This window comes from Vibrio sp. 1978, assembly GCF_033344345.1.
In genome coordinates this window covers 46,625-69,602 of record NZ_JAWPOP010000017.1, presented here as the reverse complement: position 1 = coordinate 69,602, position 22,978 = coordinate 46,625, and the positions used below count along the sequence as shown (strand labels likewise).

Here is a 22,978-nt window from a genome sequence, read left to right as displayed (position 1 = left end):
ACCTTAAAGCGACATCAATTTCTTATCACGAGCCCACTCTTCTGGTGTGAACGCTTTGATTGATAATGCGTGAATGTCGTTACGCTGGATGTATTCCATCAGAGGAGCATAAATTAGCTGCTGCTTCTTAACGCGGCTCATTCCATCGAAACAAGCATCAACAGCAACCACTTCATAGTGGCTACCTTCACCTTTCACATGCACTTCTTGAAGGTTTAGTGCTTCTTCTAATAACTGTTGTACTTTTGCGCTATCCACAATTTACCCCTGATAATTCTGTATGTGTTTGGCCACTAAAGATTCAACATTGCTCAGTTGAAACAAAGTGCGCAGTTGCGCCGGCACGAAACTGAGCATTATATGACAGTTTTGCTTTTTTGCATGCTCTAATAAGTGGATTAACATCACCATTCCTGCAGAGTCGACGCGCTCTATCTCTTTTAGCGAGCATTCCAGCTCCGATTGAGCAGGTTGCCATTGCTGTGCATACGCCCACAATGAAGGCACTGTATCTCTATCAAGTGCCCCTGTTAGCTTAAGAATGTTTTGATCCAATTGCCACTGAGCGGGAGTCTGGGCCATTATTTCTTCGCCTCGAAGCGGATCGGTTCTGCGGCCAATTTTTCTAGGTCTTTAGCAACAGATAGAATACCTTCTTGACGAATTTTACTGTTCCATTCGGATTGTTTACTAGAAAGCAAACTAATGCCCTCTGCAATCATATCGAATGCTTCCCACTCACCAGACTGGTTGTCTTTACGCAGTTTAAACTCAAGTTTGATGTTTGGACGCGGAGTATCGATGATATCAACTTTAATGCTTGTAATACGCTTAGAGTCATCAATGCTAGGCTCAGGACCAAACTCAATTTTTTGGTCAGAGTATTGCGTCAACACTTGTGCATAAGACGCAATTAGGTACGCACGAAATGCATCGATAAACTCAAGTACATCTTCACGCTTAGCACCTTTTAAGTTTGGACCAAGAAGTTTTAACCCTGCATAGCGGTAGTTGACGTAAGGCATTAGCTCTTCTTCAACGATCACTTTAAGTAAATTTGGATCTTGTTTGATTTTCGGCTGTTCGGCTTTCAATCTTTCGAACGTGACTTCAGCTACCTGCTTCATCATCTTATAAGGTTCAGTTTTATCCACCTCTGCTGCTGTTGTTCCAAAGACGCTAAACACAGCACAAACTGAAAGTAGTAATCTCGCTAACATAGTTATTCCTTACTTGAGTCGTCTGAACCACCTACGCTGTATAGTACTTGACCAATTAAGTCTTCAAGCACAAGCGCCGATTTGGTGTCTTCGATGGTATCACCATCCACCAGCATGACTTCATCATCAAAAACGAAGCCAGGTACTAAACCAATGTATTGCTCACCAATCAGGCCAGATGTCAAAATTTGTACGCTCGACGTTTCTGGGAACTGATTGTATTTGCTATTGATAGATAGTGTTACAACTGGCAATAAGTTGTCTGGGTTAAGCGAAATACTACTTACTCGACCAATCACAACGCCCCCCACTTTTACGGGCGAACGAACTTTTAAACTGCCAATATTATCGAACTCGGCTTTGAGGGTATAAGTATCACCAGAGCCAATGCTTTTTACGTCAGCAACTTGAAAAATCATCACAAGAATCGCGCAAATTCCCGCTAATACAAAGCTGCCAACCCATAATTCAGTTTTACGTGTTTGTTGCATGATTAATTCCCAAACATCAATGCGGTCAGTACAAAGTCTAATCCTAGTACTGCTAAAGAAGAATGCACAACAGTGCGCGTAGTTGCTCGGCTGATCCCTTCCGATGTTGGAATAGCATCATAACCGTTAAATAGAGCGACCCAAGTAACCGTAATTGCAAACGCAAAACATTTGATCATACTGTTACCAATGTCTTGCCCTAGCTCAACAGAGGACTGCATCGCTGACCAAAAACTGCCGTGATCAACGCCTTTCCAGTCAACACCAACAAGCTGAGCGCCCCAAATTCCCACAGCCATGAAAATCATAGCCAGTAAAGGCATTGAGATAACCCCAGCCCAAAACCGTGGTGCAATCACTCGTTTCAATGGGTCTACCGCCATCATTTCAAGGCTAGACAGTTGTTCCGTTGCTTTCATTAGACCTATCTCTGCGGTTAACGCAGAACCGGCACGACCAGCAAACAAAAGTGCAGTAACAACGGGTCCTAATTCACGGAGTAACGAAAGCGCTACCATTTGCCCCAAACTGCCTTCTGCGCCGTAATCCACCAACACAACATAGCCTTGTAGACTCAAAACCATTCCAATGAACAGACCAGATACGACGATGATCGCCAGCGACTGAACACCAACAGAATAAAGTTGCTTAACAAGCAGAGGAAAGCTTCTGATCGGTTGTGGCTTAGAAAATAGCGCCCCAATCAACATGAAAGTCGCACGACCAAATGCTCCGCAAATAGAAAGCGTGCGTCGACCCAGCGAGGCGACAAAGTGAATGAAGTTATCGACCATCAAATAAGTCCTTTTCGATACTTTGAGAAGGGAAACGAAACGGTACAGGACCGTCGGCATCACCTTGTAAGAACTGCTGGACACGAGGATCAGAGTTTTGAGTCAGCTCTTCTGGCGTACCATAGGCGATGATTTTTCCATCGGCCATCAGGTATACCCAGTCAGCAATACTCATGACTTCAGGTACGTCGTGAGAAACCACAATAGAGGTCAAACCTAACGCTTGGTTTAGATTGCTAATTAGCTCAACCAAAACGCCCATAGTGATTGGGTCTTGCCCCACAAACGGCTCATCGTACATGATCAGGTCAGGATCAAGTGCGATTGCACGAGCCAAAGCAGCGCGTCTTGCCATACCACCTGAAAGCTCACTCGGCATTAATTGCGCCGCGCCGCGCAGACCGACAGCTTCGAGCTTGAGTAACACCATGGTGCGAATCAAATCTTCCGATAAATCGGTATGCTCTCTCAATGGAAAGGCGACATTATCAAAAACATTCAAATCAGTGAATAAAGCCCCTGACTGGAACAACATGCTCATTTTCTTTCGAGCATGGTAGAGTTTTTTACGCGAGAGAGAGGGAATATTGTCGCCATCAAACCAGATCTCTCCTTGCTCGGGATACAACTGACCACCAATCAAACGCAGCAGTGTTGTTTTACCAATTCCCGATGGTCCCATAATGGCCGTCACTTTGCCCTCAGGAACATGCAGATCAATATCATCAAAGATCATGCGTTCTCCCCGTGAAAAAGTGAGGTTGTTCACGGTGACTAAATCGTTGTTCGACATATCATCTCTTCTACTGTAGGAGCGTTGCAACTCACGGAATCATCAAGCAGATACTCATCGGAGTTGAATTCTACGTTTAATAAAGTAACGTCGGTACATTTATTAGGCTGCAATCATAAGCACATTGGCGTTGAATTTAAAGCACTGTTCAATTAAATAAAGTCGAGTATATCCCTGCAATTTCTCATGGTTTATGACCGAATTAGCACGAAGTGTTTAAATCCTAGACCAGAATTGCTCATTTAAATGAGTGAGATTTACATACATTTTCGTTACTAACCTTTAATTTATTCTTCGTTTATCTTCCATTTTAGGCCGCAAAAGGTCAAAATTAGCGGTTATTCATTTTACTTATTTAATACTTAGGAATTCTCATGCTCGAAGCCGTTGCGTTGCTTATAGTCGGTCTTGTTTTGCTTGTTTGGAGTGCAGATAAACTTGTTTTTGGCTCTGCAGCGATAGCCCGCAACGTCGGTATTTCCCCGCTTGTCATTGGCATGACAATCCTCGCGATGGGCTCATCCGCCCCTGAGATGATGGTATCTGCAACCGCTGCTTGGGATGGCAAAACAGATACAGCGGTGGGTAACGTATTAGGCTCAAACATAGCGAACATTGCGTTAATCCTAGGTATTACAGCGCTGATCAAGCCTTTGTCGATTAGCTCCGCCGTCATCCGCCGAGAACTTCCACTCATGATAGCCGTAACCGTACTCGCTGGTATTCTGCTTTGGAATAGCCATCTCGGTTTTTATGAGGGTGTCTTATTGTTTGTACTCTTTGGGGCATTTTTATTTGCTATGTTGCAAATCAGCCGCAAAGAGCAAAAATCAGGTGATGTTTTTCTTGATGACCAAGAGTCAGAGATCCCAGAAGGCGTCAGTAACCCTAAAGCAATCATGTGGGTGGTTATTGGCTTGATACTGCTTCCTTTGGCAGCCAGCATGCTGGTTGATAACGCGGTAATTATTGCTAAACACTTTGGTATGAGCGACCTTGTTATCGGTCTAACTATTATCGCCATTGGCACTAGCCTGCCAGAACTAGCCGCATCACTTGCGGGAGTTTTAAAGGGTGAAGACGACATGGCTGTCGGTAACATTATCGGTTCGAATGTGTTTAACATTCTGGCGGTAATGGGGATTCCTGGCATCATTAATCCATCGGTGCTCAGTGAGTACGCGATGGGACGTGACTTCTGGGTCATGTTAGGCGTTTCATTGTTACTTGTCGCGATGTGTTTGGGTAAATCACGCAGTATTAACCGTATTGAAGGTGCCATCTTGTTTGTGTGCTTCTTAGGTTACCAAGTGTACTTATTCGCAAACATGACCGCTTAATTACCACGATCAATAAGTAGAGATCTGATATGTCCAATCAATTTGATTTTCGCGCTGCTGCTAAACAAGTTCTTGATATCGAAGTTGCTGCTCTGCAAGAGCTAGATACCTACTTTGATGATCAATTTGAAAAAGCGTGTGAACTTATCCTTTCCAACAACGGCAAAGTTGTCGTTATGGGTATTGGCAAGTCAGGCCATATTGGTAACAAGATTGCCGCCACTCTGGCAAGCACTGGGACTTCGGCGTTTTTCGTTCATCCAGGCGAAGCCGCACATGGTGACTTGGGTATGATTAGCCCTGGTGACATTGTGCTGGCAATTTCTAACTCTGGTGAATCAAACGAAATTCTGTCTCTATTTCCAGTATTAAAGCGCCTGAATATTAAGATCATCAGCATGACAGGTAAGCCAGAATCAAATATGGCCAAGCTGTCTGACTTACACCTGCAAATTACGGTACCTCAAGAAGCTTGTCCGTTAGGCCTGGCGCCAACTAGCAGTACGACTGCCACATTAGTGATGGGAGATGCATTAGCCGTAGCTCTGCTTCAAGCTCGTGGTTTTTCTGCCGAAGATTTTGCCCTATCTCACCCAGGTGGTGCACTGGGGAGAAAACTGCTACTTAAGTTGTCTGATATTATGCACTTTGGAGAAGCGTTACCTAAAGTTTCTCCTGACGCATTAATTCGTGATGCCCTGCTTGAAATTTCAGAAAAGGGGTTAGGCATGACAGCCATCGTCGATGAGCACGATGCTATGCTTGGTATATTCACCGATGGTGATTTACGTCGTACCTTAGACAAGCGTATCGATATTCATACGACGGCAATTGGCGAGGTCATGACGACAAACCCAACCACAGCACACCCTGATATGCTGGCGGTTGAAGGTTTGAACTTGATGCAGAATAAAAACATTAACGCTCTGATTTTATGTAAAGACGAAAAAATTGTGGGTGCACTGAACATGCACGATTTACTAAAAGCTGGCGTGATGTAATATCAGCACAAACATTTAAATCATTTATTAGACGAATAAAGGCAATGGTCAGGGAAGTACTGAGCTAAACGATAGGCCTTCATTATATGAGTTTTACTCGCCTTATTTATTTGCTCTTGATCTTCGTTGTAGCGTGGTGCGGTTATTACCTACTAACCCCTAAAGGCAACGACGCAATTCAAGTAGCACCAGATTCTGAACTGCCCATGTTCAGTGGTTCTGGATTAGAAAACATCACCTACGGTGAAGATGGTGTCCGCAGTTACATCATTCGCTCCACTAACTTAGACCATTATGCTAAGAGTGGAGATACTATTTTTAATAACCCGACTTTGATGGTTTACCGTGAAGGTAGCGTCATTGAATGGAAGGTGACTGCCACAAGAGCAGTGTTAGATGAAGACCAAGTTTTGACTTTATATGACAAAGTCTTAATGCAAAACCTTCTGCCTGGTGCGAGTTTTGATACCATGGCAACAGACAAATTGGTCATTAATCTAACCAATCGTGATTTTAAAGCTGACCAACAAGTGATGTTGGTTGGACCACAATTTGAAACTACTGGAGGCGCAATGCAAGGCAACTTAAAACAGCATACTGCGACTCTGACAGATGAAGTTCAAGGTCGATATGAAACCGTTACACCTTAGCCTACTGGCACTGGTATTGGCGGCGCCTCAAGCGCTGGCACTCAAGTCGGATACTCAACAGCCGGTTTACATAAACTCTGACACCCAACAGGTGGACATGAAGAGTAACCAGGTTGTTTTTGAAGGCGATGTATCTCTTAAGCAAGGGAGCATCAATATCGATGCTGATAGAATCGTGGTAACTCGCGATCCTAAAACCGAAGCAATTAAACAGATTCAAGCATTTGGTAAACCTGCGAAGTTTTCTCAGCTGATGGACGATGGTAAAACACTTAGCGGTCAAGCTACGGAGTTGGATTACCGTATTTCTACAGACGAACTGACCATGAAAGGTCAAGCGCAGCTGGCGCAAGACAACAACACCATTAAAGGTTCTTCGATTCGTTACCAAATTGGTAAACAAAAGCTAGTCGCAGATAGCTCTAAGGAAGAGCGCGTTACGACCATTTTGCAACCCAATCAGATAGAGAACTAATATGGCAGTACTGAGTGCGAAAAACTTGGCGAAAAGCTACAAAAAACGCAAAGTCGTCACTGATGTTAGCTTAGAAGTTGAATCTGGTCAGATTGTTGGGCTGCTCGGTCCAAACGGTGCGGGTAAAACCACCTCGTTTTACATGATTGTCGGCTTAGTACCTCGCGATGAAGGCACCATTACCATTGACGACAATGACATCAGTATTTTGCCGATGCATAGCCGTTCACGACTTGGCATTGGCTATCTTCCGCAAGAAGCGTCGATTTTCCGTAAGCTTTCAGTAGAAGATAACATCATGGCCGTACTTGAAACTCGTCAAGAAATGACGAGGGAAGAGCGCCAAGATAAACTGGAAGATTTGTTGGAAGAATTCCACATCCAGCACATCAGAACCAGTGCTGGTATGGCACTATCAGGGGGTGAGCGACGCAGGGTGGAAATCGCTCGAGCTTTAGCGGCCAACCCTCAGTTCATTTTATTGGATGAACCTTTCGCTGGTGTTGACCCAATTTCGGTTAATGACATCAAGAAAATCATTGAGCATCTGCGCGATCGTGGTCTCGGAGTGTTAATCACTGACCATAATGTACGTGAAACACTGGACGTATGTGAAAAAGCCTATATCGTGAGCCAAGGGCACCTAATTGCATCGGGAACTCCGGCAGAAGTTCTCAATAATGAACAGGTGAAACAAGTTTATCTCGGCGAACAATTCCGTCTATGATTATATTAGGAACGGTAAGATTCTGAGCATTACAAGGTAAGTAACACTGAATGAAACCTTCATTACAACTCAAGCTAGGTCAGCAGTTAGCCATGACGCCACAGTTGCAGCAAGCGATTCGCTTATTGCAATTGTCGACACTCGATCTTCAACAAGAAATCCAAGAAGCGTTGGACTCAAACCCATTATTGGAAGTTGAAGAAGGCCAAGACGAGCCTCTAGCAAACGGTGAAGATAAGTCAGCGGTCGAGGCAGCTGATAGCAACAGTGCTAGCGAACCAACAGAAATTGACGTTCCAGATAGCTCCGATGTGATAGAGAAATCAGAAATTAGCTCTGAACTTGAAATCGACACGACTTGGGATGACGTCTACAGCGCGAATACTGGTAGCACCGGCTTAGCTCTTGATGATGATATGCCCGTCTACCAGGGCGAAACCACTGAATCATTACATGATTACCTCATGTGGCAGCTTGACCTAACACCATTCAGTGAAACCGACCGCACGATTGCATTAGCGATTATTGACGCTGTTGACGACTACGGCTATTTAACTTTGTCGCCTGAAGAGATTCATGAGAGCTTCGATAATGAAGAGATAGAGTTAGACGAAGTAGAAGCCGTTCGTAAACGCATTCAACAATTCGATCCTCTTGGCGTAGCATCGCGTAACTTACAAGAATGTTTGTTACTGCAATTGACGACCTTCCCAGAAGACACGCCGTGGCTTGCTGAAGCCAAAATGATACTTGCGGATCACATTGATCACCTAGGCAACCGAGACTACAAGCTCGTCATCAAAGAGACTAAGCTGAAAGAAGCAGATCTTCGTGAAGTCTTAAAGCTTATCCAACAGTTAGATCCTCGTCCAGGTAGTCGCATCACTCCTGATGATACCGAGTACGTAATCCCAGACGTATCCGTTTTTAAAGACAATGGCAAATGGACCGTTTCTATAAACCCGGATAGCGTGCCAAAATTAAAAGTAAATCAACAATATGCTCAATTAGGCAAAGGTAATAGCGCGGATAGCCAGTACATCCGCAGCAATTTGCAAGAGGCAAAATGGTTAATTAAGAGCTTAGAGAGTAGAAACGAGACGCTACTCAAAGTTGCAAGATGTATTGTTGAACATCAACAAGATTTCTTCGAGTATGGTGAGGAAGCCATGAAGCCAATGGTACTCAATGATGTCGCTTTGGCTGTGGACATGCATGAATCCACGATTTCTCGTGTAACAACGCAAAAGTTTATGCATACACCACGTGGTATTTTTGAATTGAAGTACTTCTTCTCTAGCCATGTTAGTACTGACAACGGCGGAGAATGTTCGTCAACAGCAATTCGTGCACTCATTAAAAAACTGGTCGCAGCAGAGAATACTGCCAAACCACTGAGTGATAGCAAGATTGCTGCTCTTCTGGCTGACCAAGGGATTCAGGTCGCAAGACGTACGATAGCCAAATATCGCGAATCCTTGGGAATTGCCCCTTCAAGTCAGCGTAAACGCCTATTATAAGGCACTAACTGAAAAGGAAAGTCTATGCAAATCAATATTCAAGGCCATCACGTTGATCTTACCGATTCAATGCAAGACTATGTAAATTCTAAGTTTCAGAAGCTCGAAAGGTTCTTCGACCATATCAATCAAGTGCATGTTGTACTAAAAGTTGAAAAAATTACTCAAATCGCGGAAGCTACGCTTCACATAAATCAAGGCGAAATCCACGCATCAGCCGATGACGAAAATATGTATGCCGCGATCGATTCGCTGGTAGATAAATTGGTTCGCCAACTTAATAAGCACAAAGAAAAACTAAACAGTCATTAATCATGCAACTGAGCGAAATACTGTCATTGGACTGCACCAAAAGTGCGGTCCACTGCACGAGTAAAAAACGCGCCCTTGAAATGATCAGCCGTATCGTGGCTGATCAAACGGGCCAAGATTCTACCGAGCTGTTCGAATGCATGCTCAATAGAGAAAAAATGGGCAGTACCGGTATCGGAAACGGTATTGCGATCCCTCACGCGAGAATGCAATCAAGCGACAAGGCCATTGCTGTCTTACTGCAATGTGATGAAGCAATCGAATTTGATGCGATTGACAATCGACCTGTCGATCTTCTTTTTGCGCTCCTTGTACCAGAAGAACAGTGCAAAGAGCACCTCAAGACTCTATCCTCTATGGCAGAACGTCTGAGCGATAAGCAAGTATTAAAACTACTGCGTAATGCTCAGAGTGATGAAGAACTTTACGACATCATGATTCACCAATAAGCAGGACTAACTCCATGCGACTAATCGTTGTTAGCGGGCACTCAGGTGCCGGTAAAAGTATTGCGCTTCGTGTACTGGAAGACTTAGGTTACTACTGTGTTGATAACCTGCCAGTTAACTTGCTGGACGCATTTGTTCATTCTGTTGCTGACAGCAAACAGAATGTTGCAGTCAGCATTGATATTCGTAATATTCCTAAAAAGCTAAAAGAACTGACGAGTACACTAGAACAGTTAAAAACTGAGCTTGATGTGACCGTGCTTTTCTTGGACGCCAATAAAGAAACGCTACTCAAACGCTACAGCGAAACACGCCGAATTCACCCGTTATCTTTAGGTGGCACCTCCCTCTCGCTCGATCAAGCCATCGAGCGTGAGAAGCAAATTTTGACGCCACTCAAAGCGCATGCAGATCTGGTCCTAAATAGTAGTGGGCAGTCTTTGCATGAATTGAGTGAAACCGTGCGTATGCGCGTTGAAGGCAGAGATCGCAAAGGGCTCGTTATGGTATTTGAGTCTTTTGGTTTTAAATACGGCCTGCCTTCCGATGCCGATTACGTATTCGACGTTCGCTTCTTACCTAACCCACATTGGGAACCAGCACTACGCCCGCTTACAGGTCTGGATGCTCCTATCGCCGCATTTTTAGAGCAACACCAATCGGTGTTAAGTTTGAAATATCAAATTGAAAGCTTTATAGAGAATTGGTTACCTCTGCTTGAGAAAAACAACCGCAGCTACCTGACCGTTGCAATCGGTTGTACTGGTGGTAAGCACCGCTCGGTGTACTTAACTCAGCAAATCGGTGAATACTTCGCCAACAAAGGACACCAAGTACAAATTCGCCATACCTCACTAGAGAAAAACGCTAAGGAGTAGCCGTGGAGTTAAGTCGTAAAGTATTGATTCAAAACCGCCTTGGCTTACATGCTCGTGCAGCAGTCAAACTGGTCGAACTGGCACAGAGCTTTGAAGCGGTCATCACCATCGACAATGAAGAAGACAAAACCGCCACAGCAGACAGCGTAATGGGCCTGTTAATGCTAGAGTCCGCTCAAGGACAATACGTCACGATCCACGCAACGGGTGGGCAAGCGGAAGAAGCACTGGATGCCGTTTGCCATTTGATCGAAGATAAATTTGATGAAGGCGAGTAGTTTACTCGCTTTTTTCTTACCTCCCATTATCTTTCTCTTCCCTGACCTAATAAATAAATTTGCTTAGTATCATAAGTTGTTATTAAAAGGCGCCTAGAATTAAGTTATTATTCAACGCATTGTAAATATCAGGAATTGGGAGGAATGAATGGCAGAGCAAATTGAATTCGACCAAGCTCACCAAGCCCTCCAAGAAGTCACAGAAGCGCTAGAAAATGGCCGCTTCGTCCATGTTCGTCGTCAATTACAGGACATGGAACCTGAGGATATCGCTCACCTTTTAGAAGCCTCCCCACGTAAGAGCCGTGAAGTTCTTTGGCAACTCACCGACCCTGAAGATTATGGTGAAATCCTTGACGAGCTGAACGAAGACGTCAAAGACAGCCTCGTATCCAAAATGGCACCAGAAGCGCTTGCAGAAGCGACAGAAGGCATGGATACCGATGACGTGGCTTACGTACTGCGTAGCTTGCCTGACAACCTGTCACGCGAAGTCCTGTCGCAAATGGACTCATCTGACCGCCTACGGGTCGAAACCGCCCTATCCTACCCAGAAGACACCGCGGGTGGACTGATGAACACCGACGTCATCACAATTCGTGGTGACGTAGATGTGGACGTAGTTTTGCGTTATCTACGTATGAAAGGCGAGCTTCCAGAAGCTACGGATGCCCTGTATGTGATCGATGAAGAGAGTAAGCTCATCGGTGAACTGCCGATCACGACGCTTATTACCACTCAGCCAGACGTAAAAATCATTGATGTAATGGAAGACGCGGACGAGGCCATCACCGTCGATACTAGCGACTCAGATGTTGCGAGTCTGTTCGAACGCCGTAATTGGGTATCTGCACCTGTTGTTGATGAAAACTTGCATTTGGTCGGTCGTATCACCATCGATGACGTGGTTGACGTTATTCGTGAAGACGCGGAACACTCGATGATGAGTATGGCGGGTATGGACGATGACGAAGATACTTTCGCGCCTGTTGTAAAATCAGCTCGCAAACGCAGTATCTGGCTTGGCGCTAACGTATTAGCCGCCCTTGCTGCTGCTTCCGTTTCTAACATGTTTGAGGCCACATTAGACCAAATGGCCGCCATTGCGGTATTGATGACGATTGTTCCGTCCATGGGTGGTGTCGCTGGTAACCAAACCGTCGCACTAGTGATTCGTGGTCTTGCTCTTGGTCATATCGGAGACTCAAACAAACGCGAACTGTTAATGAAAGAAGCCTCGATCGGCTTACTTAACGGCATCATGTGGGCGCTAATTATTGGTGGTATTGTTGTTGCTTGGAAAGGTAACTGGATGCTCGGAGGAATCATTTCCGCCGCCATGCTGACCAACTTATTGGTCGCAGGTATTGCCGGAGTAACGATTCCAATCCTATTGAAAAAAATGAACATCGATCCCGCTTTAGCTGGTGGTATGGCATTAACAACAGTGACGGATGTGATTGGTTTATCTGTCTTCTTAGGGCTTGCCACAATACTGATTACCTAACAGCAAAAACGAAAAAGCCTGATGAACACATCAGGCTTTTTTGATTCTGAATTGCTAGAAAAGCTTATTCACCCGCCACTTTCATGGTATCCAGTAGGATAGAGCCCGTTTGGATTTGTGAGCGCGTTTCAATATCACTACCAACCGCTACAATCTTGGTGAACATGTCTTTTAGATTACCTGCGATGGTAATTTCTGATACTGGGTATTGGATCTCGCCGTTCTCAACCCAGAAGCCTGCGGCACCGCGAGAGTAATCACCCGTTACCACGTTCACACCTTGTCCCATAACCTCTGTCACTAGAAGACCAGTACCGAGCTCTTTAAGCATTTGTTCGAAGTTTTGGCCTGTCGACTTCACGTACCAGTTATGAATCCCACCAGCGTGACCTGTCGGCGTCATCTTCATTTTACGTGCGGCATAACTGGTTAACAGATAAGTTGCTAGCACACCGTCGGTAATGATCTCACGGTCTTGAGTGTACACACCTTCACTATCGAATGGACTTGATGCCAAACCACGCAATACATGCGGACGTTCTGAGATATTGAACCATTCAGGAAGCACTTGTTTGCCTAGATGGTCAAGTAAGAAAGAAGATTTTCGGTACAGGTTACCACCGCTGATCGCCATAACGAGATGGCCAATCAAGCCTGTCGCAACATCAGCCGCAAACATGATTGGGTATTGACCTGTTTTTAGACGCTGCGCATCTAAGCGGTTAACCGTATTCTCTGCCGCCTTACGACCCACCGTTTCTGGGGTCCATAAGTCATCACGATGACGTGCCACGGTGTAGCTGTAATCACGTTCCATCTCGCCGTTTTGACCAACGCCAATTACACAACAGCTAGTACTATGGCGGCTAGACGCATAACTAGCTAATAAGCCATGGCTATTGCCATACACTTTCACGCCGTAATGACTATCATAACTCGCGCCATCACTTTGCTTGATTGCACTGTTATAACTTAGCGCTTCTTTCTCAGCGGCAATCGCCACATCGGCAGCATAGTCTGGATCGGGTGCGTCAGGGTGGAAAAGATCAAGCTCAGGGATCTCTTGCACCATGTATTCTTTCGCTGCAGGGCCTGCAAATGGGTCTTCAGATGTGTAATGTGCAATATCTAGCGCCGCTATAACGGTTTGCTCGATTGCAGCTTCACTTAAATCAGACGTGGAAGCACTGCCTTTGCGTTGACCTCGGTAAACGGTAATGCCCAGCGCACCATCGCTGTTGAACTCGACATTTTCTACTTCACCCATACGAGTTGAAACACTTAAACCAGTGCTTTTAGTAATTGCGACTTCGGCGGCGTCAGATTTTGCCGATGCAAGCTTTAAGGCTCTTGCGACGGCTTGCTCTAGCTCGGTACGTTGCTCAGCAACCTGCTGTTTAATATCCATTGTCTTTCACATCTTGTCTTTGATGAACAATAGGATAACAAGAATTTCGCTTTCTCCCCATGATTCTTGTTAAAATAGTCATAATATTAATCAAAACACAGGCAACTGAAATGGCACGTAAGAATCAAAAAGCGCCATGGGAACCAGAAGAAGAGATCATCTGGGTAAGTAAATCCGAGATGAAGCGAGACATGGAAGAACTGCAAAAGCTAGGTGAGGAGCTTGTCGGCCTCAAACCTTCAGTTCTAGAAAAGTTTCCATTGAGCGAAGATTTGCGAGAAGCAATTGCTGACGCGCAACGCTTTAAAAATGAAGCGCGTCGTCGCCAATTACAACGTATTGGTAAATTGATGCGTTACGAAGATCCAGAGCCAATCCAAGCCGCACTGGATAAAATTCGTAATAAGCACTCTCAATTAACGGCGGTATTCCACAAACTTGAAGCGTTGCGTGATCGCGTAGTGGAAGAAGGTGACAAAGCCATTGATGACGTAATGGAAATGTACCCAGAAGCGGATCGTCAGCGTCTACGCCAACTTGCTCGCCAAGCAGCGAAAGAGAGAAAAGCTGGGAAACCAGCAAAAGCGTACCGCGAAATCTTTCAGATCCTTAAAGGTCTAAACGAAGAAGAGTTTTAATTCGAGGGCTCACGCAATGAGCATTCGATTTAAACGCAAAAAGCAGACGTCAATGTCTGCTTTTTTTATCTTTGGTTTTACAGTCAGCGTTACACTAAGCGATTAACGCGGTCTCCGCGATCGAAAGCGTTAATGTTATCAATCAGGATTTCCGCTAAACGTTGGATAGATGAGTCGCTGCCCCATGCAACATGCGGTGTCAGTAACAAATTAGGTAAACTCATATTGGCAATCAGCGGATTGCTCTCATCAGCCGGTTCTTGTGTAAAAACATCAAAACCAGCCGCTGCAATTTCTTGCTGTTTTAAGGCATCCACCAGTGCGCTCTCATCCACCAAACCTCCACGCCCTGTATTAATCAAAATGGCGTTGGACTTCATTTGTTTCAACTCTGCTTGACCAATTAAATTCTGAGTATGATCGTTGAGCGGGCAATGCAAAGTCAGCGCATCGGAGCGTTTTAATACTTCCTCAAACGACACATAACCTGGTCTACATTCTGCCGCCCCTTTACGCTCAGAAAACAACACGGTCATTCCTAACGCTTGAGCCAGATTCGCCGTCGCTTGCCCTAGTGCCCCACTACCAACAACACCTAACGTGCTACCACCAATATCCCCGATTGGGTGAGTAAAAAAACAAAACTGCTGGTTACGCTGCCACTCACCTGCGGCAATATCTTGGTGGTACCCAAATAAATTTCGTCTTAAAGCGAATAACATTGCCATCACGTGCTCGGGCACCGAACGCGTCGCGTAACCACGTACATTAGCAACCGCAATACCATTATTAGCACAGTAGTTCACATCGACGTTGTTAAAACCAGTTGCGGCAACCGCGATCATCCGTAATTTTGGTAGTTGCTCTAATACATGTTGGTCAAGCACGACTTTATTGCTAATCACGATATCGGCATCTGCTAACCTTTCTATTACCTGCCCAGGCGCAGTTAGGTCGTACTCACGCCAGTGGTGCGGAAAGCCAGGTCGTGGGATCTCAATATGTTCTGGGATGGTCGCTCGGTCTAAAAATACGATGCTTGGCAAAGACATAACAACTCCTTGTTCACGGCTGAAAGACAGGATACATCAACCACAGTAACGAAATAGCCAAAAATAGCGAACTAGAAAGAACCGTTGTTGAGTGCAATTGGCATTAAGGGTGTGGCAACGTTTTATAATCAGGCAATGTACGCTCTGGCGAAAAATAGTTAAAGATCATCGCCTCGGCTTCAGAATAAAAGTCACAGGGTACAAAAATACTGCTCAGCTGATCCGTAGCTGGATGATAAAAACTTAGCTCCGCAGCGTGCAACTCTAAACGTTCTGAAAACTGATACGCCTCTTCGCTTGCATAAAACTCATCACCCACAATCGCATGACCAATCGCCATCAAATGCACGCGTAACTGATGCGATCGACCAGTAATGGGCAGTAGTCGCACAACGGTCGTATGGGTGCCATCAGGGTGCACTTCACGCTTCACTACTTGGAATAAAGTTTGAGATGGTTTGCCGTCGTCAAAACATACTTTTTGTCGTGGACGATTTGGCCAATCACAAATTAATGGAAGATCAATATTCCCTTCTTGCGGCTCAACATGCCCCCAAACACGTGCGTAATACACCTTGTGAGTGAGGCGATATTGGAACTGCTTTTTTAATGCTCGCTCCGCGGGTTTGTTTTTCGCCAGCAACATCAACCCTGATGTCGACATATCCAAGCGATGCACAACTTGAATTTCTGGATGCAACTCTTTGAGGCGGATCCACATGCTGTCGTAATGCTCTGCAAGGCGACCAGGGACAGACAGCAGCCCTGATGGCTTATTCACTGCCAGAATGTCGTCATCCTCAAAAACGATGTCAACCCAAGGGTCGGTGGGAGGGGTATATTCAAGCATTGCCATGGGAGATCTCTACAAAATAAAAACGCCGCGATTATATACCCAAATAGCACCCAGATGCAGGATTCTGAAGAAAAGTTCAACCCAATAAAACAAAGTCAATCCTTTAGCATAAAAACTAAAAATAGCACGTTGTAAATTTAGTTTGACAACAAGACGCATAACTGAATAGAGTGCTAGATGCACACAGCATGATATTCGCAAAGAATACTTAAAATAAATACACCAAAACACAGCATTTAAAAGACATTACCGTTGCGCAGTATAGGGCGATCGCTCAGCTTGTCATGTACTGCGGTATGTATCTCTTTAGAAAGATACATAAGATAAAAAGGACAATAAGCAATGGACTCCGCCGTTATAGATAAACCCCAATCCAAACTTTCCTTATTTTTTCGTTCGCTAGGCCCCGGCATATTAATGGCATCTGCTGCGGTCGGTGGCTCTCACCTCGTGGCATCAACCAAGGCTGGTGCGATTTATGGTTGGCAATTGGCTGCACTGATTCTGCTCGTAAACCTGTTTAAATACCCTTTTTTCCGAGCGGGCGTACAGTACACCATGGGGACAGGGCTCACCTTGGTTGAGGGCTACGCGAAATTAGGTCGGCCTTATCTATGGCTATTTCTATTTCTTAGCGTGGTATCGGCCGTCATCAATACCGCCGCTTTGTTGATGTTTAGCGCTAGCTTGCTGGGCTACTTCATTCCGTTTTCACTATCAATGGCATCACTCAGCATCATTGTGATTGTCACCTGCCTGATCATATTATTTGCTGGCCATTACAAAGCGCTCGATACGCTATCTAAGGTGATCATGTCGGTGTTAACCATCGCGACTTTACTCGCTGTTTCTATCGCCTTTGGTAACCCTGTTGAACAAGTGGCCAACTTCGAGCCGCCGTCACCTTGGTCTATTGCGGCTATTGGTTTTATCGTTGTGACAATGGGGTGGATGCCTGCACCGATTGAGATCTCCTGTTTAACCTCAGCGTGGCTAAAACGCCAATCAAGCCAGCAAGAAGTAACATACCGCTCTGCTCTATTTGACTTTAATGTCGGTTATATTGGCACGGCGTTTCTTGCCATTATCTTTGTATCGCTAGGCTCTTTGATGCTTTATGGTTCTGGCGTTGCGCTTGAAAGCTCTGGCGTTGGCTTCTCCCACCAATTGGTTGGCTTATATGCGGCAACGATTGGCGAATGGTCTCGTTACTTAATCGCGGTAATTGCGTTTTTCTGTATCTTTGGCAGCACGATTACCGTTATTGATGGCTATTCGCGCGTTATTTCGGATTCTCAACGCTTACTGCGCTCGCAACCAGACACTAACCCTAAAACCACTTCAGCGATCATGCTGGTAGTCTCCTTACTTGCATTGGGTATTGTGGTTTTCTGGGCTTCTGCGTTATTGCCTATGCTGAACTTTGCGATGATCCTCGCCTTTATGACCACGCCATTCTTTGCTCTGCTAAATTACACATTAGTGAGCAAAACCAAGTTACCTGAGCCTTTGGCTGTTGGACCTAAACTAAAGTGGTTGTCGATTGCAGGCCTGATTTACTTGTTTGGCTTCTTGGCTGTGTTTATTTGGTGGAAGTGGTTGATGTAAATGAGATAGCTATCAGTGATTAATGCATTCCGCATAAAGAAACTAAACCGTAAATAAAGAAAAAGGTCTTCAACTGAAGACCTTTTTTAATGAGCAATAAATACTTACTTAGTTGTGGCTCACCACAATCAAACGCAGCGAGTCGAGCTGAACCTGAGCTTGGTTGATGTAACCAGTGAGCTCTTTAATTTGTGCGTCGATAGCTTCAATTTCTTCGTCACGAATATTTGGGTTCACCGCTTTCAGTGCTTGCAAACGCTCAAGCTCTGCATTCAAACTGTGCTGCATATCTTGATGAGCTTGCTTGCGTACTTCTTCGACCTTCTCTTCAATAAGAACATCACCAGCTTCAATTAAGCGGTGTACGTCTTTCTGTACCGACGTAACCAACTTGCTACCTAAGTGACGGTTTACAGGGCTGAGCTGGCGGTTAAAGCTTTCAAACTCCACTTGAGCAGACAAATCATTACCACGCGAGTCCATCATTAAACGGATTGGCGTTTTCGGTAAGAAGCGCGCGATACCACTGCGTTTTGGCGCTTGCGCATCTACCGCGTAAATCAACTCAAGAAGAATAGTCCCGACTGGTAACGCTTTGTTTTTCAATAGAGATACCGCAGACGTCCCCACCCCTTCACTCATAAGAAGATCGATACCACCCTGGATCATTGGGTGTTCCCAACTGATAAAGTGCATATCTTCACGAGATAACGCTGTATCACGATCAAACGTGATCGTCGCTCCTTCGTATGGCAGACCTGGGTAGCTTGGCACCATCATGTGCTCAGATGGGGTCACAATCAGGGCGTTTTCACCTTTATCGTCTTGATTCAAGCCAATCGTGTCAAAAAGAGAAAGTGCGAAGGTGACCAGATTGGTATCGCCGTCGGTTGATTCAATTTTCTCAACGATTTGTTGTGCTTTTTCCCCGCCATTTGAATGCATTTCTAATAGGCGATCACGGCCTTGCTCCAATTGGGATTTCAGCTCTTTATTCATTTTTGCTGACGCTTCAATGATCTCATCTAGCGTGCTGGTATCACCAGAGGCAAGAATTTCAATCAGATCATCGGAGTACTTATCGTAAACAGCACGGCCTGTTGGGCAGGTTTCCGCAAAAGCGTTCAGGCCTTCATCGAACCAACGTGCTAGGATCGCTTGCGATGTGCCTTTCAGGTAAGGAACATGAATGTCGATATCGCGATTTTGACCGATACGGTCCAAACGACCAATACGTTGCTCAAGCAAGTCTGGGTTGAATGGCAAGTCAAACATGACAAGTTGGTTGGCAAACTGGAAGTTACGACCTTCAGAGCCGATTTCGCTACAGATAAGAACTTGTGCTCCACCTTCTTCTTGCGCAAAGTAAGCCGCCGCTTTGTCACGTTCAAGAATCGACATACCTTCGTGGAAAACGGTGGCGCGGATACCTTCACGCTCACGCAGTGCTTGCTCCAATTGCAGTGCGGTACTCGCACGAGAAGCAATCACGAGGATTTTCTCGCTGCGCTTCTCTTTTACTTTTTCAAGCAACCAATTCACACGCGAGTCAAACTGCCACCAGCTCGCGTCATCGCCTTCAAATTCTTGGAAAATTTCTTCCGGGTAAAGGTTCTTCATCGCACGTGCTTCAGAACTCATCTTACCGCCAATCATTCCAGCAACACGCATTGATGTAGTGTATTGCGGTGGAATATCCATTGGCATCAGATGCACGTTACGCGTAGGGAAGCCTTTGATGGCCGCGCGCGTGTTACGGAACAAAACACGCCCTGTACCATGACGATCCATCAAGTTATCGATCAGCTCTTGGCGTGCCGACGCTTTAGCTTCTTCGTCCGCTTCACTTTCAATAATACGGAAAAGTGGTTCTACGTCTTGTTCAGACAACAACTCAGTGATCTGGTTTTTTGCTTCATTAGGTAGCTTTTCACCGGAAAAGAGTGAAGTAATCGCATCTGCTACGGGCGCGTATTGCTCTTCTTCCTCAACGAATGCTTCGTAATCATAGAAGCGGTCTGGATCCAACAAACGCAGACGAGCAAAGTGACTCTCACGACCAAGCTGCTCTGGCGTTGCAGTCAGTAGCAACACACCTGGAGTACGTTCAGCCAAGCCTTCTACCACTTGGTATTCACGGCTCGGTTTATCTTGGCTCCATTCAAGGTGATGCGCTTCATCGACAACCAGTAGGTCCCATTCACCTTCCAGTGCTTGTTCAAAACGCTTGCGGCTCTTGCGTAGGAAATCCAAAGAACACAGCACATATTGCTGAGTATCAAATGGGTTTTCTGCATCCGCAAAAGCTTCGATACAGCGCTCTTCGTCAAAGATAGAGAAATGCAGATTGAAACGACGCATCATCTCAACCAGCCATTGATGCTGCAGTGTTTCAGGCACCACAATCAAAATGCGTTCGGCACGACCAGACAGAACTTGTTGGTGGATGATCATACCCGCTTCAATGGTTTTACCCAAACCTACCTCATCCGCCAACAAGACGCGTGGCGCGTGACGACGGCCAACTTCGTGCGCGATGTAAAGCTGATGAGGGATCAAACCTGCACGCATACCGCATAGGCCACGCATTGGGCTCTTATGCTGCTCAAACTGGTTGGTTAGCGCACGGTAACGCAGAACAAAGTTGTCCATACGGTCGATTTGACCGGCGTACAACTTATCTTGAGGTTTGTTAAAACGAATTTGGTTGCTAAGGAAAATCTCACGCAGAACAACAGCGGTTTCTTGCGTGTCTTCACGAGTACCGAAATAGGTGTAAAGACCTTCATCTTCCAGTACTTCTTCTACTTTTAGAGACCAACCTTCTTGGCAATCGATGACATCCCCAACATTAAAGGTGACTCGGGTAACAGGTGCATCGTTACGTGCGTAAACTCGGTTTTCCTCTGACGCTGCAAACATCAATGTCACAGTACGAGCATCCATTGCTACAACGGTACCTAAACCTAAATCGCTTTCCGTATCGCTAATCCAGCGCTGCCCCAAAGCAAATGTCATGAATTGACTACCTCGTTATTAGTTCTTGATTCGTATTTCTTGTTGGTCTACTCATGCCCGTAGGCACGGATAATAGTTTAGATCTGATTCTGGCTTCTGCTATGCCGATAGCATTCGTCATTCCAGTATGAACTGAGTATTTTTTAAGCCAGCTCAACATGATAAATCGGACGTAGCCTATACGCAGAAAAAGGTCGCTAATCTTACTTGAAGCTGTGATTTAGGTCACGCCGAAACCGCACCAAGCAGAAACTTTTTTTCCCAAACTCTAAATGCAATCAAATTGTAAAATACTCATGCCAATTATTAAGTTGTAGAACGTAAATATTACGTATACTTCTAATGAGGGGCGTTTAAAACCATTGCATATGATTTAAGCGCGTTAGTACACGATTAGGATCAACACGGGTTTGCAGTAAGTTGTCTTGCTACTCGGTTGCACACTAGCCGACATCAGCCCGACAACCTCTATTGCAAGCAATCAGAGTTAGGTCACTTCACACCTATTTGGAAACGACCTAACAACTCGCATGCAGAGCCGTACTACGGCAAGGAGACGCTATGGGCGATACCGATCGGAAACTGTTTGTACTCGATACCAACATTCTTCTTCATGAACCCTTTGCCATCTTCTCTTTCCAAGAACACGATGTCGTTATCCCCATGACCGTGTTGGAAGAACTCGACCGAATCAAAGACAGTAAGCGCGACGTTGCAAGAGATGCGCGCGTGGCTATTCGCACCTTGGAAGATTTGTTTAAAGAAGCAACGCCAGATGAAATCTCTGAAGGCATTCCTGTTTCTAAAGACAACCCCGACCAAGGTACTATTTCCATTTTGGCGGATTTTGAACTGCAGGAAACTGTCAAAGCCTTCGCCGACAAAGCCGGTGACAACCGTATTCTCAACGCGGTGCTTTATCTGCAAAATAAACGTGCACCACGTGAAGTGGTACTGATCACGAAAGACATCAACATGCGTCTGCGAGCCAAAGGGGCTGGTGTACGCTTTGTTGAGGACTATAGAACCGACCAACTGATTGACGACATTCAATACCTAACCAAAGGCTTTCAATTGCGTGAAGGTGATTTCTGGAGCGGTATTGAGGAAGTAGAAAGCTATGCTCTGGGCGGAAAAACTTACCACAAACTCAGTCGCGAACCCTTCGACCCAACCTTTATCAACCAATACGTTATTGATGAAGACAGTGACTTTGCTGGTCGCGTAGAAACCATCAATGAAGACAAGCTAACGCTTCTCGACCTGAGCCGCGAACGTCTAATGCATCGTAAGGCTTGGGACATCACACCTAAAAATATCTACCAGGGAATGGCGTTAGATGCTTTACTCGATCCAGAAATTGACTTGGTGATTCTAACGGGTGCGGCGGGTAGTGGTAAGACATTACTGGCAATGGCAGCAGCATTGGAGCAAACCATTGAAAAAAGCATGTTCGATAAAATTATCGTAACACGTAACACGCCAGATATCGGTGAATCCATCGGCTTCTTACCCGGCTCCGAAGAGGAGAAAATGATGCCGTGGTTAGCGGCGGTGACCGATACCTTGGAAGCACTACATAAACACGATCACTGCACTGAAGGCTCATTGAAGTACATCTGCGATAAAGCCAACATTCAATTTAAATCGATCAACTTTATGCGTGGCCGTTCGATTCAAAATGCGTTTGTACTGCTTGATGAGTGTCAAAACCTCACTGCATCACAAATCAAAACCATCATTACCCGCTGTGGCGAAGGAACCAAAATCGTCTGCTCCGGTAACTTGGCGCAGATTGACTCTCATTACCTCACCCCAGTGACATCAGGATTGACGTACATGGTTGAGCGCTTCAAGAACTTTGAAGGCAGCGCAAATATTCACCTCAACGGCGTGGTTCGTAGCCGCTTGGCGGAATTTGCTGAAGAAAACCTGTAATTGACACCGACTCACAAAGCAAAAG

Annotated in this window: 24 protein-coding genes; 14 read left to right on the top strand and 10 right to left on the bottom strand. The window is 45.4% G+C overall.

Features of this window, described 5'->3' with window-relative positions; all coding sequences use genetic code 11:
- Positions 1-3: 3 nt before the first annotated feature.
- From ibaG to mlaF, 6 genes are read right to left on the bottom strand one after another with little or no spacing between them, the layout of a single operon-like run.
- Positions 4-258 carry a BolA family iron metabolism protein IbaG gene (gene ibaG, locus R8N49_RS16670; RefSeq protein WP_005381092.1) on the bottom strand — a complete coding sequence of 85 codons (255 nt, stop codon included), beginning with the start codon at positions 256-258 and terminating at the stop codon, positions 4-6.
- 3 nt (positions 259-261) lie between these two features.
- Positions 262-582, bottom strand: coding sequence for a lipid asymmetry maintenance protein MlaB (locus R8N49_RS16665; RefSeq protein WP_005381093.1), 321 nt, complete (start codon positions 580-582; stop codon positions 262-264).
- On the bottom strand, positions 582-1,220 hold the full coding sequence (gene mlaC, locus R8N49_RS16660; protein ID WP_033907408.1) for a phospholipid-binding protein MlaC: 639 nt from the start codon (positions 1,218-1,220) through the stop codon (positions 582-584). The genes R8N49_RS16665 and mlaC overlap by 1 nt, the downstream gene beginning before the upstream one ends.
- A 2-nt stretch (positions 1,221-1,222) precedes the next feature.
- The gene (mlaD, locus tag R8N49_RS16655; RefSeq protein ID WP_005381099.1) at positions 1,223-1,711 is read right to left on the bottom strand and encodes an outer membrane lipid asymmetry maintenance protein MlaD; all 489 of its coding nucleotides are present in this window, start codon (positions 1,709-1,711) and stop codon (positions 1,223-1,225) included.
- A gap of 2 nt (positions 1,712-1,713) precedes the next feature.
- The gene (gene mlaE / locus R8N49_RS16650) at positions 1,714-2,505 is read right to left on the bottom strand and encodes a lipid asymmetry maintenance ABC transporter permease subunit MlaE (RefSeq protein WP_005381100.1); all 792 of its coding nucleotides are present in this window, start codon (positions 2,503-2,505) and stop codon (positions 1,714-1,716) included.
- Entirely contained in the window at positions 2,495-3,298 is an 804-nt protein-coding gene (mlaF, locus tag R8N49_RS16645) for a phospholipid ABC transporter ATP-binding protein MlaF (protein ID WP_005388422.1), read from the bottom strand. The genes mlaE and mlaF overlap by 11 nt, the downstream gene beginning before the upstream one ends.
- Before the next feature lie 374 nt (positions 3,299-3,672).
- On the opposite strand from mlaF, the gene R8N49_RS16640 reads away from it, so the two are divergent.
- The 11 genes from R8N49_RS16640 (at position 3,673) to mgtE (ending at position 12,435) form a co-directional block, all read left to right on the top strand.
- Positions 3,673-4,638: a calcium/sodium antiporter gene (locus tag R8N49_RS16640; RefSeq protein WP_005381102.1), complete on the top strand. Its 966-nt coding sequence runs from the start codon at positions 3,673-3,675 to the stop codon at positions 4,636-4,638.
- A gap of 29 nt (positions 4,639-4,667) precedes the next feature.
- Complete coding sequence (gene kdsD / locus R8N49_RS16635; protein WP_005381104.1) at positions 4,668-5,639, top strand: arabinose-5-phosphate isomerase KdsD; 972 nt, start codon at positions 4,668-4,670, stop codon at positions 5,637-5,639.
- 86 nt (positions 5,640-5,725) lie between these two features.
- Positions 5,726-6,289, top strand: a complete 564-nt coding sequence (gene lptC, locus R8N49_RS16630; protein ID WP_005381106.1) for an LPS export ABC transporter periplasmic protein LptC — start codon at positions 5,726-5,728, stop codon at positions 6,287-6,289.
- Positions 6,270-6,764, top strand: coding sequence for a lipopolysaccharide transport periplasmic protein LptA (gene lptA / locus R8N49_RS16625; RefSeq protein ID WP_005381109.1), 495 nt, complete (start codon positions 6,270-6,272; stop codon positions 6,762-6,764). The genes lptC and lptA overlap by 20 nt, the downstream gene beginning before the upstream one ends.
- 1 nt (position 6,765) lies before the next feature.
- Entirely contained in the window at positions 6,766-7,491 is a 726-nt protein-coding gene (gene lptB / locus R8N49_RS16620; RefSeq protein WP_005381111.1) for an LPS export ABC transporter ATP-binding protein, read from the top strand.
- A 50-nt stretch (positions 7,492-7,541) separates the two neighbouring features.
- On the top strand, positions 7,542-9,011 hold the full coding sequence (locus R8N49_RS16615; protein WP_005381112.1) for an RNA polymerase factor sigma-54: 1,470 nt from the start codon (positions 7,542-7,544) through the stop codon (positions 9,009-9,011).
- 24 nt (positions 9,012-9,035) lie between these two features.
- Positions 9,036-9,323, top strand: a complete 288-nt coding sequence (hpf, locus tag R8N49_RS16610; RefSeq protein WP_005381114.1) for a ribosome hibernation promoting factor — start codon at positions 9,036-9,038, stop codon at positions 9,321-9,323.
- A gap of 2 nt (positions 9,324-9,325) precedes the next feature.
- Complete coding sequence (ptsN, locus tag R8N49_RS16605) at positions 9,326-9,772, top strand: PTS IIA-like nitrogen regulatory protein PtsN (protein ID WP_005381116.1); 447 nt, start codon at positions 9,326-9,328, stop codon at positions 9,770-9,772.
- Between the two features lie 14 nt (positions 9,773-9,786).
- The gene (rapZ, locus tag R8N49_RS16600; RefSeq protein ID WP_005381118.1) at positions 9,787-10,650 is read left to right on the top strand and encodes an RNase adapter RapZ; all 864 of its coding nucleotides are present in this window, start codon (positions 9,787-9,789) and stop codon (positions 10,648-10,650) included.
- A gap of 2 nt (positions 10,651-10,652) precedes the next feature.
- Positions 10,653-10,928, top strand: a complete 276-nt coding sequence (locus tag R8N49_RS16595; RefSeq protein WP_005381120.1) for an HPr family phosphocarrier protein — start codon at positions 10,653-10,655, stop codon at positions 10,926-10,928.
- Between the two features lie 148 nt (positions 10,929-11,076).
- Complete coding sequence (mgtE, locus tag R8N49_RS16590; protein ID WP_005381121.1) at positions 11,077-12,435, top strand: magnesium transporter; 1,359 nt, start codon at positions 11,077-11,079, stop codon at positions 12,433-12,435.
- A 64-nt stretch (positions 12,436-12,499) separates the two neighbouring features.
- On the opposite strand, the gene pmbA is transcribed toward mgtE, so the two are convergent.
- A complete protein-coding gene (pmbA, locus tag R8N49_RS16585) occupies positions 12,500-13,843 on the bottom strand; it encodes a metalloprotease PmbA (RefSeq protein ID WP_085570019.1) in 1,344 nt (447 codons plus the stop codon).
- A gap of 110 nt (positions 13,844-13,953) precedes the next feature.
- Here pmbA and yjgA point away from each other — a divergent pair, with 110 nt between their 5' ends.
- Complete coding sequence (yjgA, locus tag R8N49_RS16580; protein WP_025767614.1) at positions 13,954-14,481, top strand: ribosome biogenesis factor YjgA; 528 nt, start codon at positions 13,954-13,956, stop codon at positions 14,479-14,481.
- Between the two features lie 89 nt (positions 14,482-14,570).
- On the opposite strand, the gene R8N49_RS16575 is transcribed toward yjgA, so the two are convergent.
- Both R8N49_RS16575 and R8N49_RS16570 read right to left on the bottom strand, forming a co-directional pair.
- Positions 14,571-15,533: a D-2-hydroxyacid dehydrogenase gene (locus R8N49_RS16575; protein WP_025767613.1), complete on the bottom strand. Its 963-nt coding sequence runs from the start codon at positions 15,531-15,533 to the stop codon at positions 14,571-14,573.
- Between the two features lie 103 nt (positions 15,534-15,636).
- A complete protein-coding gene (locus R8N49_RS16570) occupies positions 15,637-16,389 on the bottom strand; it encodes a pseudouridine synthase (RefSeq protein ID WP_085570018.1) in 753 nt (250 codons plus the stop codon).
- A gap of 342 nt (positions 16,390-16,731) precedes the next feature.
- Here R8N49_RS16570 and R8N49_RS16565 point away from each other — a divergent pair, with 342 nt between their 5' ends.
- Positions 16,732-17,997: an NRAMP family divalent metal transporter gene (locus R8N49_RS16565; protein WP_085570017.1), complete on the top strand. Its 1,266-nt coding sequence runs from the start codon at positions 16,732-16,734 to the stop codon at positions 17,995-17,997.
- Between the two features lie 108 nt (positions 17,998-18,105).
- Here the strand turns inward: R8N49_RS16565 and rapA are convergent, their stop codons facing one another.
- Positions 18,106-21,015: an RNA polymerase-associated protein RapA gene (gene rapA / locus R8N49_RS16560; RefSeq protein ID WP_005388434.1), complete on the bottom strand. Its 2,910-nt coding sequence runs from the start codon at positions 21,013-21,015 to the stop codon at positions 18,106-18,108.
- A gap of 561 nt (positions 21,016-21,576) precedes the next feature.
- Here rapA and R8N49_RS16555 point away from each other — a divergent pair.
- Positions 21,577-22,953 carry a PhoH family protein gene (locus R8N49_RS16555; protein ID WP_005381133.1) on the top strand — a complete coding sequence of 459 codons (1,377 nt, stop codon included), beginning with the start codon at positions 21,577-21,579 and terminating at the stop codon, positions 22,951-22,953.
- Positions 22,954-22,978 lie beyond the last annotated feature (25 nt).

Excerpts from the sequence above, each read along its gene's own strand:
- R8N49_RS16665 (WP_005381093.1), bottom strand. The coding sequence starts at position 582 with ATGGCCCAGACTCCCGCTCAGTGGCAATTGGATCAAAACATTCTTAAG.
- mlaC (WP_033907408.1), bottom strand. The coding sequence starts at position 1,220 with ATGTTAGCGAGATTACTACTTTCAGTTTGTGCTGTGTTTAGCGTCTTT.
- mlaD (WP_005381099.1), bottom strand. The coding sequence starts at position 1,711 with ATGCAACAAACACGTAAAACTGAATTATGGGTTGGCAGCTTTGTATTA.
- mlaE (WP_005381100.1), bottom strand. The coding sequence starts at position 2,505 with ATGGTCGATAACTTCATTCACTTTGTCGCCTCGCTGGGTCGACGCACG.
- mlaF (WP_005388422.1), bottom strand. The coding sequence starts at position 3,298 with ATGTCGAACAACGATTTAGTCACCGTGAACAACCTCACTTTTTCACGG.
- R8N49_RS16640 (WP_005381102.1), top strand. The coding sequence starts at position 3,673 with ATGCTCGAAGCCGTTGCGTTGCTTATAGTCGGTCTTGTTTTGCTTGTT.
- kdsD (WP_005381104.1), top strand. The coding sequence starts at position 4,668 with ATGTCCAATCAATTTGATTTTCGCGCTGCTGCTAAACAAGTTCTTGAT.
- lptC (WP_005381106.1), top strand. The coding sequence starts at position 5,726 with ATGAGTTTTACTCGCCTTATTTATTTGCTCTTGATCTTCGTTGTAGCG.
- lptA (WP_005381109.1), top strand. The coding sequence starts at position 6,270 with ATGAAACCGTTACACCTTAGCCTACTGGCACTGGTATTGGCGGCGCCT.
- lptB (WP_005381111.1), top strand. The coding sequence starts at position 6,766 with ATGGCAGTACTGAGTGCGAAAAACTTGGCGAAAAGCTACAAAAAACGC.
- R8N49_RS16615 (WP_005381112.1), top strand. The coding sequence starts at position 7,542 with ATGAAACCTTCATTACAACTCAAGCTAGGTCAGCAGTTAGCCATGACG.
- hpf (WP_005381114.1), top strand. The coding sequence starts at position 9,036 with ATGCAAATCAATATTCAAGGCCATCACGTTGATCTTACCGATTCAATG.
- ptsN (WP_005381116.1), top strand. The coding sequence starts at position 9,326 with ATGCAACTGAGCGAAATACTGTCATTGGACTGCACCAAAAGTGCGGTC.
- rapZ (WP_005381118.1), top strand. The coding sequence starts at position 9,787 with ATGCGACTAATCGTTGTTAGCGGGCACTCAGGTGCCGGTAAAAGTATT.
- mgtE (WP_005381121.1), top strand. The coding sequence starts at position 11,077 with ATGGCAGAGCAAATTGAATTCGACCAAGCTCACCAAGCCCTCCAAGAA.
- pmbA (WP_085570019.1), bottom strand. The coding sequence starts at position 13,843 with ATGGATATTAAACAGCAGGTTGCTGAGCAACGTACCGAGCTAGAGCAA.
- yjgA (WP_025767614.1), top strand. The coding sequence starts at position 13,954 with ATGGCACGTAAGAATCAAAAAGCGCCATGGGAACCAGAAGAAGAGATC.
- R8N49_RS16575 (WP_025767613.1), bottom strand. The coding sequence starts at position 15,533 with ATGTCTTTGCCAAGCATCGTATTTTTAGACCGAGCGACCATCCCAGAA.
- R8N49_RS16570 (WP_085570018.1), bottom strand. The coding sequence starts at position 16,389 with ATGGCAATGCTTGAATATACCCCTCCCACCGACCCTTGGGTTGACATC.
- R8N49_RS16565 (WP_085570017.1), top strand. The coding sequence starts at position 16,732 with ATGGACTCCGCCGTTATAGATAAACCCCAATCCAAACTTTCCTTATTT.
- rapA (WP_005388434.1), bottom strand. The coding sequence starts at position 21,015 with ATGACATTTGCTTTGGGGCAGCGCTGGATTAGCGATACGGAAAGCGAT.
- R8N49_RS16555 (WP_005381133.1), top strand. The coding sequence starts at position 21,577 with ATGGGCGATACCGATCGGAAACTGTTTGTACTCGATACCAACATTCTT.